Origin of the sequence: Roseomonas alba, from assembly GCF_019430885.1 — a bacterium.
In the GTDB taxonomy this organism is placed as follows: Bacteria; Pseudomonadota; Alphaproteobacteria; order Acetobacterales; family Acetobacteraceae; genus Neoroseomonas; species Neoroseomonas alba.
Genome location: NZ_JAHYBZ010000012.1, coordinates 63,392 through 76,247, shown reverse-complemented (window position 1 = coordinate 76,247; position 12,856 = coordinate 63,392). Strand labels below are relative to the sequence as shown.

At 69.0% G+C, this 12,856-nt stretch carries 13 protein-coding genes; 6 read left to right on the top strand and 7 right to left on the bottom strand.

Going from position 1 to position 12,856, the window contains the following annotated elements:
- Positions 1 to 69: 69 nt before the first annotated feature.
- The 4 genes from KPL78_RS27025 to KPL78_RS27010 form a co-directional block, all read right to left on the bottom strand.
- Complete coding sequence (locus KPL78_RS27025; RefSeq protein WP_219766266.1) at positions 70 to 867, bottom strand: amino acid ABC transporter ATP-binding protein; 798 nt, start codon at positions 865 to 867, stop codon at positions 70 to 72.
- A gap of 52 nt (positions 868 to 919) precedes the next feature.
- Positions 920 to 2,062, bottom strand: a complete 1,143-nt coding sequence (locus KPL78_RS27020) for an amino acid ABC transporter permease (protein WP_219766264.1) — start codon at positions 2,060 to 2,062, stop codon at positions 920 to 922.
- Positions 2,063 to 2,072: 10 nt separating this feature from the next.
- The gene (locus KPL78_RS27015) at positions 2,073 to 3,275 is read right to left on the bottom strand and encodes an amino acid ABC transporter permease (RefSeq protein ID WP_219766262.1); all 1,203 of its coding nucleotides are present in this window, start codon (positions 3,273 to 3,275) and stop codon (positions 2,073 to 2,075) included.
- A gap of 96 nt (positions 3,276 to 3,371) precedes the next feature.
- A complete protein-coding gene (locus tag KPL78_RS27010) occupies positions 3,372 to 4,331 on the bottom strand; it encodes an amino acid ABC transporter substrate-binding protein (RefSeq protein WP_219766384.1) in 960 nt (319 codons plus the stop codon).
- Positions 4,332 to 4,632: 301 nt separating this feature from the next.
- Here KPL78_RS27010 and lhpI point away from each other — a divergent pair, with 301 nt between their 5' ends.
- Positions 4,633 to 5,571, top strand: coding sequence for a bifunctional Delta(1)-pyrroline-2-carboxylate/Delta(1)-piperideine-2-carboxylate reductase (gene lhpI / locus KPL78_RS27005; protein WP_219766260.1), 939 nt, complete (start codon positions 4,633 to 4,635; stop codon positions 5,569 to 5,571).
- Between the two features lie 105 nt (positions 5,572 to 5,676).
- On the opposite strand, the gene arfB is transcribed toward lhpI, so the two are convergent.
- From arfB to KPL78_RS26990, 3 genes are read right to left on the bottom strand one after another with little or no spacing between them, the layout of a single operon-like run.
- Positions 5,677 to 6,102, bottom strand: coding sequence for an alternative ribosome rescue aminoacyl-tRNA hydrolase ArfB (gene arfB, locus KPL78_RS27000; protein WP_219766258.1), 426 nt, complete (start codon positions 6,100 to 6,102; stop codon positions 5,677 to 5,679).
- Positions 6,099 to 6,827 carry an ethanolamine ammonia-lyase subunit EutC gene (eutC, locus tag KPL78_RS26995; protein ID WP_219766256.1) on the bottom strand — a complete coding sequence of 243 codons (729 nt, stop codon included), beginning with the start codon at positions 6,825 to 6,827 and terminating at the stop codon, positions 6,099 to 6,101. The genes arfB and eutC overlap by 4 nt, the downstream gene beginning before the upstream one ends.
- Positions 6,824 to 8,188 (bottom strand): ethanolamine ammonia-lyase subunit EutB, encoded by a 1,365-nt coding sequence (locus KPL78_RS26990; RefSeq protein ID WP_219766382.1) that lies wholly within the window; start codon positions 8,186 to 8,188, stop codon positions 6,824 to 6,826. The genes eutC and KPL78_RS26990 overlap by 4 nt, the downstream gene beginning before the upstream one ends.
- Positions 8,189 to 8,275: 87 nt before the next feature.
- On the opposite strand from KPL78_RS26990, the gene KPL78_RS26985 reads away from it, so the two are divergent.
- From KPL78_RS26985 to KPL78_RS26965, 5 genes are all read left to right on the top strand, one after another.
- A complete protein-coding gene (locus tag KPL78_RS26985; RefSeq protein WP_219766255.1) occupies positions 8,276 to 8,827 on the top strand; it encodes a thiamine pyrophosphate-binding protein in 552 nt (183 codons plus the stop codon).
- A 4-nt stretch (positions 8,828 to 8,831) separates the two neighbouring features.
- Positions 8,832 to 9,434 (top strand): thiamine pyrophosphate-dependent enzyme, encoded by a 603-nt coding sequence (locus KPL78_RS26980; protein ID WP_255569515.1) that lies wholly within the window; start codon positions 8,832 to 8,834, stop codon positions 9,432 to 9,434.
- A gap of 76 nt (positions 9,435 to 9,510) precedes the next feature.
- A complete protein-coding gene (locus KPL78_RS26975; RefSeq protein ID WP_219766253.1) occupies positions 9,511 to 10,473 on the top strand; it encodes a Bug family tripartite tricarboxylate transporter substrate binding protein in 963 nt (320 codons plus the stop codon).
- An 8-nt stretch (positions 10,474 to 10,481) separates the two neighbouring features.
- A complete protein-coding gene (locus tag KPL78_RS26970; protein ID WP_219766251.1) occupies positions 10,482 to 11,456 on the top strand; it encodes a hydroxyacid dehydrogenase in 975 nt (324 codons plus the stop codon).
- A 10-nt stretch (positions 11,457 to 11,466) separates the two neighbouring features.
- Positions 11,467 to 12,837: an MmgE/PrpD family protein gene (locus KPL78_RS26965; RefSeq protein WP_219766249.1), complete on the top strand. Its 1,371-nt coding sequence runs from the start codon at positions 11,467 to 11,469 to the stop codon at positions 12,835 to 12,837.
- Positions 12,838 to 12,856: the final 19 nt, after the last annotated feature.

Here is a 12,856-nt window from a genome sequence, read left to right as displayed (position 1 = left end):
TCTCCTTTCCGATGTCGGAACGGCATAGGCGGCACCGGATGCCATGTGCCGGCGCCGCCAAACCCGCTCTCAGTGCCCCCGCAGGATCTGGCTGAGGAACAGCTTCAGCCGTTCGGTCTTCGGATCGTTGAACACCGCATCCGGCGTGCCGGATTCGACGATCTCCCCGCGGTCCATGAACACCACGCGGTCGGCGACCTGGCGCGCGAAGCCCATTTCGTGGGTCACGCAGATCATCGTCATGCCCTCGGCCGCCAGCATGACCATGGTGTCGAGCACCTCCTTGATCATTTCGGGGTCGAGAGCCGAGGTCGGCTCGTCGAACAGCATGATCTTGGGCTTCATGCACAGCGCGCGGGCGATTGCCACGCGCTGCTGCTGCCCGCCCGAGAGCTGACCGGGATACTTCTTCGCCTGCTCCGGGATGCGTACCCGGGTCAGGTATTCCATCGCCAGCTCCTCGGCGTGCTTCTTCGGCATCTTGCGCACCCAGATGGGGGCAAGCGTGCAGTTCTCGAGGATGGTCAGGTGCGGGAACAGGTTGAAGGACTGGAACACCATACCGACGTCGCGGCGGATGGCGTCCAATGCCCGGAGATCGTCGGACAGTTCGATGCCATCGACCAGGATGTGGCCCTCCTGGTGGGTTTCCAGCCGGTTGATGCAGCGGATCATGGTGGATTTGCCGGACCCCGAAGGGCCGCAGACCACCACGCGCTCACCGAGCGCGACCTGCAGGTCGACGTCGCGCAGCACGTGCATGGCGCCATACCACTTGTTGACCTTGTCCAGCACGATCGCCGGCGGGGCGTCGGTGCGGACCGAGGAGGCGACATGCACCCCCGGCGTCTCGATGGCTGCGCTCATGCGGTTACGTGTCCCAGGGTGAAGGTGTTGTTGTCGTTCATCGTCGGGTGCCTCAGCGCCGGCGGTGGCGGTTCAACTCCGCCTCCAGCCCCTGGCTGTACTTCGACATGGCGAAGCAGAAGCACAGGTAGATCAGGCCGACGAAGACGTAGACCTCGACGCCGAAGCCCTGCCAGGCAGGCTCGACGATCGCTGTCTTGCCTGCCGTCAGCAGGTCGAAGATGCCGATGATCAGCACCAGGGAGGTGTCCTTGAAGAAGCCGATGAAAGTATTCACCAAAGGTGGGATCACCAGCCGCAGCGCCTGCGGCAGGATGATCAGCCCGGTCTTCTGCCAATAGGACAGGCCCATCGCGTCGGCAGCTTCGTACTGGCCCTTCGGCAGCGCCTGCAGGCCACCGCGCACCACCTCGGCCAGATAAGCCCCGGCGAAGAGGATGATGGCGATCTGCGCGCGCAGCAGCTTGTCGATGTTCATTCCCTCCGGAAGGAAGAGCGGGAACATCACCGACGCCATGAAGAGCAGCGAGATCAGCGGCACGCCGCGGATCAGCTCGACATAGACGACGCAGAGCACCTTGATCGCCGGCAGGCTCGACCGTCGCCCGAGCGCGACCAGGATCGACAGCGGGAAGGCGAAGGCGAGGCCGAAGGTGGCCAGGATCAGGGTGATCGGCAGGCCGCCCCAGCGTTCCTGAGGCACATAGGGCAGGCCAAGCACGCCGCCCCACATCAGGATGCCGATCGCAGTCAGCGTGACGATCCAGATCGGCACCAGCGTCCAGTTCCAGAAGCGCCGCATCGCCGAGACGATGTAAAGCCCTATGAACAACAGACAGACGATGGCGGGCCGCCAATGCTGCTCGTACGGATAGGTGCCGAACAGCATGAAGCGGTGCTTTTCCGTCACCACGGCCCAGCAGGCGCCTGCCCCTTGCAGGTCGCGGCAGACCTGGGTCTGTGCCACGCCAGTCGGCGATAGGGGCACCGACCAGATGGCGTTGATGAAGGCCCAGTCCACGATGCCGACAACGGCCCGGACGATCAGATAGCCGAGCAGCAGCGTGACCGCGGTGGACAGCCAGCCGGAGAACAGGTTGGCCCGCAGCCAGGCGATCGGGCCGGTGGTCGCCATCGGCGCATCGCGCGGCGCGCTGCTGCCGTGGATCGGGGTGTTGGCGGTGATGTCGCTCATGGCCGGGCCCTCACCGTTCCACCAACGCGATCTTCGCGTTGTACCAGTTCATGAAGAGGCTGATGGACAGGCTGATCGTCAGATAGACCAGCATGATGATGGCGATGCCCTCGATCGCCTGGCCGGTCTGGTTCAGCGTCGTATTGGCGATGGACACGATGTCCTGGTAGCCGATCGCCACCGCCAGGGAGGAGTTCTTGGTCAGGTTCAGGTAGTTCGACGTCATCGGCGGGATGATGACGCGCAGCGCCTGCGGCAGCACGATCAGCCGCAGCACGGAGCCATGGCGCAGGCCGAGCGCCTGTGCCGCTTCCCATTGCCCCTGGTTCACCGACAGGATGCCGGCGCGCACCACCTCGGCGATGAAGCCGGCGGTGTAGGTGACGAGGCCGATCAGCAGCGCCGCATATTCGGGGCTGACCGCCATGCCGCCACGGAAATTGAAGCCGCGCAGCGCCGGCCAGTCGATGGTCCAGGGCGCGCCCAGGGCCAACCAGACGAAGATCGGCAGGCCGAGGATCAGCGCGATGGCCGCCGGCCAGATCTTGCGGGGCTGGCCATCGGCCATCTGCTTCGCGCGGGCGACGCGAGCATACAGCCAAGTCAGCACGGTGCCGACGACGCACGCGGCCAGGGCCGCGGTATGCGCGCCTTCCCATTCCAGCGCCGGAAAGCGGAAGCCACGATTGGAGAAATAGAGGCCTTCCGCCGGATGGAAAGCCTGCCGGGGGCCAGGTAGCCCCTGCATGACCGTGTACCAGAACAACAGCTGCAGCAGCAGCGGCAGGTCACGGATCACTTCGACATAAAAGCCGGCGATCTTGGACACGAGAAAGTTCTTCGACAGCCGCGCGATACCGACCACCGTGCCGAGGATGGTCGCAAGCACAATGCCCACGACGGCCACCTTCAACGTGTTCAGCACGCCGACGGTCAAAGCGCGGAAATAGGTGTCGGTCGGTTCGTAGGGGATCACGTGCTCGGCGATCGGCAAGCCGGCCTCGCGCCACAGGAAGCCGAAGCCGGTCGCGATGCGGCGGACTTCCAGGTTGTGCACCGTGTTGGACCAGAGCCAGTAGATGATGCCGCCGATGATGGCGACAACGACCACCTGCCAGACGATGCCGCGGACGCGTTCATCCGCCCAGGACAGGCGCAGTGGCCGTTTTGGTGGCTTGCGCCGGAATCGGGGATCGACGGTTGCGTCGGACATTGTTTTTCAGCCTCACCTGTCCCTGTTGCCCGCCGGACGGGGCGGGAAAGCACCACGGGGCGAAGGGTGCACCCCCCCGCCCCGCGGCCATGTCGATCACCGGAAGGGCGGTGCGTATTGCAGACCGCCCGGCGTCGTCCACAGCGCGTTCGGGCCACGCTGGATGCCGATCGGCGTCAGGTTGCGCTCGAAGATCTCGCCGTAATTGCCGATGGCGGCGATTACGTTGACCAGCCAGGCATTGTCGACGCCCAGCATCTGCCCGAGATCGCCGTTGCGGCCGAGCATGCGCTGCACTTCCGGCCGCGTGTCATTGGCCGCCATCTGGCGGACATTGGCGGCGGTAATGCCCAGCTCCTCGGACGCGATCAGGCCGAAATGCACCCAGCGCACCAGGTCGGTCATGCGCTGGTCGCCATGGCGCACCAGCGGGCCCAGCGGCTCCTTGCTGATCACGTCGGGCAGGATGGTGTAGTCGGCCGGCCGCGCCTGCGCCGCGCGGGTCGCGGCGAGGCCGGACACGTCGGTGGTGAAGGCGTCGCAGCGCCCGCCGACGAAGGCGCCGACCAATTCCTCAAGCCGCTCGATCACAACCGGGGTGAAGTTCACGCGGTTGGCGCGCGCCCAGTCGGTCAGGTTCTGTTCCGTGGTAGTGCCGGGCTGCACGCAGATGGTCGCGCCATCCAGTTCCCGCGCCGTGCGCACGCCGAGCGAGGCCTTCACCATGAAGCCCTGCCCGTCGAAGAAGCTGATCGCCGGGAAGTCGAAGCCCAGCGAGGTGTCGCGCGACAGCGTCCAGGTCGTGTTGCGGCTCAGCATGTCCACCTCGCCCGACTGCAGCGCGGTGAAGCGGTTCTGCGCCGTGGTCGGCACGTAGCGGACCTTCGAGGCGTCGTTGAACAGCGCGACGGCGACGGCGCGGCAGTAATCCACGTCGAAGCCGCGCCAGACGCCCTGGCTGTCGGGCTGCGCGAAGCCGGCCAGGCCGGTGTTCACGCCGCAGACGAGCGTGCCGCGGGCCCGGATGGCATCAAGGGTCGGGGCCTGCTGCGCCATGGCCGGCAAAGCCGCCACCGAAGCCACCAGCGCCGCGCCCAGCAGGCGCAGGAATGAAGGCCGTGATACTTGTGTCACGCCAGTTCTCCCCTAGTCCCGTGACCGCCCATGGGCGGGCCGCACGGCGTTGTTGCCTAACACGCAGGCATGCTGCGCCACGAGACGGCACGGATCAACGCGCAATACATCCATGGCCCAACGGCACTCCTCCGTTCCGCGAGACCTAGCAAATGACGGGCCGGGCAGGCACACCTTTGCGGGCCCGCCATCGATCCGCCACGGCCGGCAGAAGAGGCCTCTCATGTTGCAGTTGGATCGGGCGGCCCTGCGCCGGGCCCTACCCTGGAACGACCTGATCGCCGCGCTGGAAACGATGTTCCGCCAGGGCTGCGACTCCCCATTGCGGCACCGGCATTTCATGCCCGGTCCCGATGGCCGGGAGAACACCCTGTTGCTGATGCCTGCCTGGCGGGCCGGCGAGCACACTGGGGTGAAGATCGTCCATGTCGCGCCGGCCAATGCGGCTCGGGGCGAACCGGCCGTCCACGCCGCCTATCTGCTGTCGGATGCCGCGACAGGGGCGCCGCTCGCCCTCATGGATGGCGGCGAGCTGACCGACCGGCGGACCGCGGCGGCCAGCCTGCTCGCCGCGCGGTATCTCGCGCGGCCGAACAGCACGCGGCTGCTGCTGCTGGGCAGCGGCAAGGTCGCGCGCGCCCTGGCCGAGGGCTATGCGTCCCGCTTCCCGATCACCGACATCGCGATCTGGTCGCCCACCGCGGCGAACGCGGCACGGCTGGCGGCGGGCCTGGCCGCGGAGGGCCTGTCCGCACGCCCGGTGGCGTCACCGGACCCGGCGGGATTCGACATCGTTGCGGCGGCGACACTGTCCACGGCGCCGCTGCTGCGCGGGGCGGCGCTGCTCCCCGGCACCCATGTCGACCTGGTCGGCGCCTTCCGTCGCGACATGCGCGAATCGGACGGCGCGGCGCTCGCCCGCGCGACACTGATCGTGGATACCCGCGCCGGCGCCCTGGCCGAAGCCGGCGACGTGGTCCAGGCCATCGCCGAAGGCGCGATCACCGAGGGCAGCGTCGCCGCGGAACTCACCGAGCTGTGCCGGGGCGTGCATCCCGGCCGACGCAGCGCCGAGGAGATCACCCTGTTCAAGTCGGTCGGCTGGGCGGGCGAGGACCTGGCCGCGGCAGTGCTGGCGTTTCAGCGGGCGAGCGGGGGCTGAAGGGGCTTGCACGCCGCGCTGGCAACGATGGAGCCGGAGAGGGGCTGAGCCCCTCTCCAATGCCGGCCGCGCCACAGGGATCGCACCCCACCGAACGGCGGGCGATCACTCCTCCCCCGGCCTTCCCGACCGCAGCTTCTTGGTCGTCCCGCGCCGCGTCTTCGATTCCAGCCGCCGCTTCTGCGACCCCAGCGTCGGCTTGGTCGCCTTGCGGGGCGGCGGCGGGGGCGTGGCGGCCTCACGGATCAGCACCAGCAGGCGATCCAGCGCATCCTCCCGGTTGCGTTCGCGGGTGCGATGACGCTGGGCGGTGATCACCAGCACGCCATCCTTGGTCATGCGCCGGCCGGCCAGCGTCGCCAGCCGCGCCTTCACCGCATCCGACAGATTGGGCGAGGCCATGGCAGCGAAGCGGAGCTGCACCGCGGTCTCGAGCTTGTTGACGTTCTGCCCGCCCGGGCCCGAGGCGCGCAGGAAGTCCTCGCTGATCTCCGATTCGTCGAGCGAGATGCGGCCGGTCACGCGGATCATGGGGCGGGCAGAGCGCCGGCCGGCATCTCGTCCTTCAGGGCGACGCCGGTCGCGCCCAGGCCCTGGGCGGCGCGCAGCAGCCAGGCGGCCTTGGCGGCGGCCTCATCATAGGTCAGGCCGCCGGGGCGGACATTGCTGATGCAGTTGCGATCGGCGTCGGTGCGGCCACGGCGCGGCGCCCAGGTGATGTAGAGGCCGAGGCTGTCCGTCGCTGACAGACCCGGGCGCTCGCCGATCAGCACGACCACGGCGGCGGCGCCGATCGCCTCGCCGATGGCGTCACCCAGCGCGACGCGCGCCTGCTCGGCGATGACGATGGGGCCAGGGGGCAGGCTCAGCGCCGGGATCAGCCGCTCCAGCACGCCGGGCGCGTGGCGCTGCACGCCGGTCGCGCAGAGGCCATCCGCCACGACGAAGGCGACGCTGCCGGGATCGCGGGGCAGGTCCGTGCCCTCGGCCAGGCGCCGGCCGAGATCGGGCCGCAGCAGATAGGCGCGCCGGTCCGCCACCGCGCTCGCCACGCGCAGCACCGGCAGGCCGAGCGGCGCGAGCGCGGCTTCCATCGCCGGCACGTCGAGCGCCGACCACACCGCATCCCGCGCCCGCGCATGGGATTCCTGGAAGTCGAGATGCGCCGCCGTCGGCTGCGCCGTGCCGGCGCGGCCCAGCCCGACGCGCGCCCCGGTGAAGCGCCGCAGGTCGCGCCAGAGGGAGGGCGCCGTCATGCCAGCCCGATCAGCGCCGGGGACAGCCGCGCCGGGATGCGCTCCGCATCCGCGCCGATGCCCATGCGGGCGAGCCACGCCTCGAATTCCGGCGCGGCGCGCTTGCCCAGCATCGCCCGCGCGGAAAGCCCGTCATGGAAGGAGGTCGATTGATAGGCGAGCATCACGTCATCCGCGCCGGGCACGCCCATCACATAGGTCACGCCCGCGACCCCGAGGCAGGTGAGCAGCGTGTCCATGTCGTCCTGATCGGCCTCGGCGTGGTTGGTGTAGCAGACGTCGACGCCCATCGGCAGGCCGAGCAGCTTGCCGCAGAAATGGTCCTCCAGCCCCGCACGCAGGATCTGCTTGCCGTCGAACAGGTATTCCGGGCCGATGAAGCCGACGACGGTGTTCACCAGCAGGGGCGAGAACTCCCGCGCCACGGCATAGGCCCGCGCCTCGATGGTCTGCTGGTCCACGCCGTGATGCGCATCGGCGGACAGCGCGCTGCCCTGCCCGGTCTCGAAATACATCACGTTGTCGCCGAGCGTGCCGCGGCCCAGCGTCAGCGCCTGCTCCCGCGCCTCGCGCAGCACGGACAGCGACACGCCGAAGGAGGTGTTCACGCCCTCTGTCCCGCCGATGGATTGGAACACCAGATCGACCGGCGCGCCGCGTTCCATCGCCAGCATCGTCGTCGTGACATGCGACAGAACGCAGGATTGCGTCGGGATGTCGAAGCGGTCCCGCACCGTGTCGAGCATGTCGAGCACGCGCATCACCGCCTCGACATTATCGGTCGCCGGGTTGACCCCGATCACCGCATCGCCCGCGCCCAGCAGCAGCCCATCCAGCACGGACGCCGCGATGCCGCGCGGATCATCGGTCGGGTGGTTCGGCTGCAATCGGATGGACAGCGTCCCCGGCAGGCCGATGGTGTTGCGGAAGCGCGTGACGACGCGGCATTTCGCCGCGACCTGGATCAGGTCCGCGATGCGCATGATCTTGGACACGGCGGCGACCATCTCGGGCGTCAGGCCGGGCGCGAGCGCCGTGACCGCCGCGGCTTCCGCCGCCAGAAGCCAGTCGCGGAACCCGCCCACCGTCAGGTGGCGGACCGGCGCGAAGGCCACCGGATCGTGGCGATCCACGATCAGCCGCGTCACCTCATCGGCCTCATAGGGGATCACGACCTCGTTCAGGAAATGCGCCAGCGGCAGGTCGGCGAGCGCCCGCTGCGCAGCGATGCGTTCGGCCGCACTCTCCGCCGCCACACCGGCCAGCGCGTCGCCGGACCGCAGCGGCGTAGCGCGCGCCAGCAGGGTCTTCAGGTCGTCGAAGCGGTAGCGCGTGCCACCGATGGTCTGCGCGAAGGGCATGGCGGCCATGATGCCGCGTCCCGGGGCCGTCTTGCCAGCCTCTCGCCTCGCCCTAGGATGCCCCGCAGGAAACTGCCGAGGAAGACTATGGACGACGACGCCATCGACAAGGCCCCTGATGTGGCCTCGATCTGGCCTGACCAGATCTATGACCTGCTGAAGAAGCATGAGATCCGCCAGGTCTGCCTGGTCCCCGATGCTGGGCATTCCCGCCTGATCAAGCGCTGCCTGGCCGACAACGAGATCATCGTCACCACCCTGACCACCGAGGAAGAGGGCATCGCCCTGATGCAGGGCGCCTGGTTGGGCGGGCACAAGGCGGTGCTGCTGATGCAGTCCTCGGGCGTGGGCAACTGCATCAACATGCTGTCGCTGTCCCACATCCATCGCTGCCCGATGCCGATGCTGGTGACGATGCGGGGCGATTTCGGCGAGTTCAACCCGGCCCAGATTCCGATGGGCAACGCCACCCAGGCGGTGCTGGAAGCCATGGGCACGCTGGTGAAGCGCGCCGACACACCGGAGGACATCGCACCCACCGTGGATGCCACCATCCGCATGGCCTTCAACACATTCCGCCCGACCGCGACCCTGATCGGGCAGCGCGTCATCGGCGCCAAGACCTTCGGCAAGGACTGAGACGATGCTGGCGGAATCCGGAAAGCTCGACCGGCGCGAATTGACGCGCGCCCTGCTGGCCGACCGCGGGGAACTGGCGGTCATCGCCGGCCTCGGCGCGCCCTGCTGGGACATCACGGCCGTGGGCGACCACAAGCTGAACCTGCCGCTGTGGGGCGGCATGGGGGCGGCGGCGATGATCGGCCTGGGTCTTGCCCAGGCGCAGCCGAACCGCCCCGTGCTGGTTCTGACCGGCGATGGGGAGATGCTGATGGGCATCGGCTCGCTCGCCACCATCGCGGTGAAGAAGCCGAAGAACCTCTCGATCGTCGTGCAGGACAACGAGCATTACGGCGAGACCGGCATGCAGGAGACGGCGACCAAATACGGCGTCGACCTGGTCGCCATGGCAAAGGGCGCGGGCTTCAAGCACACGATGTTCGTCACCAAGCCCGAGGAAGTGCCCGCCCTGCGCGCGGCCATCCATGCCGGGGACGGGCCTTTCTTCGCCGTGGCGAAGATCGATGCCTCCAGCAAGAAGCTGGTCCTGCCGCCGCGCGACGGGTCGATCATCCAGAACCGGATGCGCGAGGCGATCCTGGGGGAGGCCGCCTTCCACCAGCTCTGATGCTTAAGCGATGGTCGCGGACATCGCGACCATCGCCCCAACCAAGCCGGCAAAGACCGGCGTGAGGAGGAAACCCATGCATCGCCGCAGCCTCATCGCCGCCCTGCTGGCCACGCCCGCCCTGGCGCGGGCGCAAGGCACCTGGACACCCGACCGCCCGATCCGCCTGGTGGTTCCCTTCGCCCCGGGCGGCAGCACCGACGTCACGGCGCGGCTCGTCGCCGAGGCGATCGCCGCCCGCCTCGGCCAGCCCGTGGTGGTCGAGAACCGGCCCGGCGCGGGCGGCAATATCGGCTCCGAGGCCGTCGCCCGCGCCGCGCCCGATGGCTACACGCTTCTGATGGGGACGAGTTCGACCCACGCGACCAACGCCGCGCTCTATCGCAACCTGCCGTTCAACCCGCAGCGCGATTTCGCCCCCGTCGGCCAGATCGCCTTCATCCCCAACCTGCTGGTGGTGAATCCGGAGGTGCCGGCACGGGACCTCGCCGGGCTGATCGCGCTGGGCAAGGCGCAACCGGGCAGCCTGAATTTCGGCAATGCCGGGTCGGGCACCTCCCAGCACCTCTCGGCCGCGATGATCGCCGCCCAGGCGGGGATCGAGGTGACCCATGTCGCCTATCGCGGCGGCGCCCCGGCGGTCACCGACCTGATCGGCGGGAAGATCCAGGCCATGGCCTCGCCGCTGGTCGAGGTCATCGCCCATGTCCAGGCGGGGCGGCTGCGGGCGCTGGCCATCACCACCGCCCGGCGTTCCGCCTTGCTGCCCGAGGTGCCGACCGTCGCCGAGACCATCCCCGGCTTCGAGGTCGCCCTGTGGAACGGCATCTTCGCCCCCGCCGGCACACCGCCCCCCGCGGTGCTCCGCCTGTCGAACGAGATCGCGACCGTGCTGCGCACCGAGGAACTGCGCGCCAAGCTGGCCCAGCAGGGCAGCGAGCCGGTCGGGTCGAACCCCGAAGCCTTCGCCACCTTCATCGCCGCCGAGATCCCGAAATGGGCGGAATTGGTCCGCATCTCCGGCGCTACGGTCGAATAGGACGCTCCATGCCGCACGTCGTCTGCCTGCGCCCCCTGCATCCGGATGCCATGGAACGGCTGCGCGCCGAACCGGGCGTCACCGTGACCATGCTCGACCCGGTGACGCCGGAGACGCTGGCCGAGCCGATGAAGACCGCCGAGGCGATCATCGTCCGCGCGACGAAGATCGACCGCGCATTCCTCGACAACGCGCCGATGCTGCGCATCTGCGCCCGGCACGGCGTCGGCTACGACGCGGTGGATGTCGGGGCGCTGACCGAGCGCGGCATTCCGCTGACCGTGACGCCGGACGCGAATGCCGTCTCGGTCGCCGAGCATGCGCTGATGCTGATGCTGACCACGGCGCGACGGACGCTGGACTACGACCGCAACACCAAGGCCCTTGATTGGGGCGCGAAGGCGTCGCTGCGGACGCTGGACCTCGCGGGACTGACCGTGCTGGTGGTGGGCTTCGGCCGAATCGGCGGACGCGTCGCGCGGCTGTGTGCGGCCTTCGGCATGGATGTGCTGGTCCACGACCCCTACATCCCGCAGAACACCATCAAGGGCGCAGGGTTCAAGCCGGTGAAGGTGCTCCAGGAAGGCCTGGCCGCCGCCGACATCGTGACCACCCACTGCCCGTCCAACACCGAGACGCGCGCCATGGTGAACGCCGCCTTCTTCGCGGCCATGAAGCCGGGCGCCGCCTATATCAACACGGCGCGAGGCACGCTGGTGGATGAGGCGGCGCTGACCAATGCGCTGAAATCGGGCCATCTCGGCGCGGTGGGCCTCGATGTGTTCTGGGAGGAACCGGTGACGACGAAGCTGCCCTTCCTCGACTTCCCGAATGTCGTGGTCACGCCGCATTCGGCGGCGGCGACGGAACAGTCCACGCGGCGTATGGGATTGTCCTGCGCCGAGAGTATCATCAGCCTGTTCAAGGGCCAGCTCGACCCCGATGTCGTGATCAATAAGGAGGTGCTCCGCGGCAACGCGTGAGCAGCGCGCCATGACCAACCCGCTTCCGATCCTCGCCGAGCATGCGGCGTCCTGGCGGTCGCGCGACCTGCCGGCGGATGTCGCGCACCATGCCCGCCGCGCCCTCGTGGACTGGTTCGCCGCCCTGCTGGCCGGCGCCTGGCGGGAGCCGGCGACGCTGATGTCGGCGGCGCTGGAAGATGAGACGCGGGGCGGCGGCGGGGCGGTCTGCTACGTCTCGGGCCGACGCGTGCCGCTGCGCCATGCGGCGCTGCTGAACGGCACGGCGTCCCACACGGTCGAGTTCGACGACATCTACCGCTACGCGGTCTATCACCCGGGCTGCCCGACCATCGCGGCGGCGCTGGCCGCCGCGCAGTCGCGCGGCGCGACGATGGACGGGCTGCTGCGCGCCATGACCGCTGGGTATGAGGTCTCCTGCCGCATCGGCCGCGCGGTGCAGCCCTCGCATTACGATTTCTGGCACACCACCGGCACGGTCGGGACCTTCGGCGCCGCGGCCTCGGTCGCGGTGCTGCTCGATTGCGACGAGACGCGCACGGCGCATGCCATCGCCACCGCCGCGACCATGGCCTCCGGCCTGCAGCAGGCCTTCCGCGGGGAAGGCATGTCGAAGCCGCTGCATCCGGGCCATGCCGCCGAGGCCGGCGCGCTCGCCGCCATGGCGGCATCCAAGGGGATGACCGGGGCACTCGACGTGCTGCACGGCCCGGCGGGCTTCGCGGCGGCGACCAGCGAGGACACCGGCAAGTGGGAGATGGCGCTGGCCGGCATCGGCAAGCCCTTTGCCATTACCGACATGACCTTCAAGAATCACGGCTGCTGCGGGCACATCTTCGCGGCGCTGGATGCGGTGCGCGACCTTCATCTCGAGAATGGCTTCTCGCCCGGCGATGTCGAGAGCGTGGTGATCGGTGGCTACAAGGCCACCAAGGAAGTCTGCGACCGCCCTAACGCCGTGACCGAGCAGGATTGCCGCTTCTCCGCCCAGTTCACCGCGGCGACCATGCTGCGTCATGGGGGTGTGCGCCTGGTCGCCTTCACGCCGGAGCGCCTGGCCGATCCCGCGACGCGCGCGCTGATGGCGAAGGTGACGGTGACGCTCGATCCGGAATGCGCGGCGGCTTTCCCCTCCAAGCGTTCGGCCAAGGTGACGATCACGCTGAAGGATGGCCGCGTGCTGAACCGCCACCAGCATACCCGCAAGGGCGATCCGGATGCGCCGCTATCCGATCAGGACCTGTCGGACAAGTTCCTGGAACTGACCGCCGATGCGGTGGGATCGGCGCCGGCCAAGGCACTGCTCGCGCAGCTCTGGGAAGGGTCGGCCCTGCCGGGGATCGTGCCGCTCATCGCCAAGCAGGCGCAGGCGGCGGAATGAGAGGGGGGCGCCGTCCCGC

Excerpts from the sequence above, each read along its gene's own strand:
- KPL78_RS27025 (WP_219766266.1), bottom strand. The coding sequence starts at position 867 with ATGAGCGCAGCCATCGAGACGCCGGGGGTGCATGTCGCCTCCTCGGTC.
- KPL78_RS27020 (WP_219766264.1), bottom strand. The coding sequence starts at position 2,062 with ATGAGCGACATCACCGCCAACACCCCGATCCACGGCAGCAGCGCGCCG.
- KPL78_RS27015 (WP_219766262.1), bottom strand. The coding sequence starts at position 3,275 with ATGTCCGACGCAACCGTCGATCCCCGATTCCGGCGCAAGCCACCAAAA.
- KPL78_RS27010 (WP_219766384.1), bottom strand. The coding sequence starts at position 4,331 with ATGGCGCAGCAGGCCCCGACCCTTGATGCCATCCGGGCCCGCGGCACG.
- lhpI (WP_219766260.1), top strand. The coding sequence starts at position 4,633 with ATGTTGCAGTTGGATCGGGCGGCCCTGCGCCGGGCCCTACCCTGGAAC.
- arfB (WP_219766258.1), bottom strand. The coding sequence starts at position 6,102 with ATGATCCGCGTGACCGGCCGCATCTCGCTCGACGAATCGGAGATCAGC.
- eutC (WP_219766256.1), bottom strand. The coding sequence starts at position 6,827 with ATGACGGCGCCCTCCCTCTGGCGCGACCTGCGGCGCTTCACCGGGGCG.
- KPL78_RS26990 (WP_219766382.1), bottom strand. The coding sequence starts at position 8,188 with ATGCCCTTCGCGCAGACCATCGGTGGCACGCGCTACCGCTTCGACGAC.
- KPL78_RS26985 (WP_219766255.1), top strand. The coding sequence starts at position 8,276 with ATGGACGACGACGCCATCGACAAGGCCCCTGATGTGGCCTCGATCTGG.
- KPL78_RS26980 (WP_255569515.1), top strand. The coding sequence starts at position 8,832 with ATGCTGGCGGAATCCGGAAAGCTCGACCGGCGCGAATTGACGCGCGCC.
- KPL78_RS26975 (WP_219766253.1), top strand. The coding sequence starts at position 9,511 with ATGCATCGCCGCAGCCTCATCGCCGCCCTGCTGGCCACGCCCGCCCTG.
- KPL78_RS26970 (WP_219766251.1), top strand. The coding sequence starts at position 10,482 with ATGCCGCACGTCGTCTGCCTGCGCCCCCTGCATCCGGATGCCATGGAA.
- KPL78_RS26965 (WP_219766249.1), top strand. The coding sequence starts at position 11,467 with ATGACCAACCCGCTTCCGATCCTCGCCGAGCATGCGGCGTCCTGGCGG.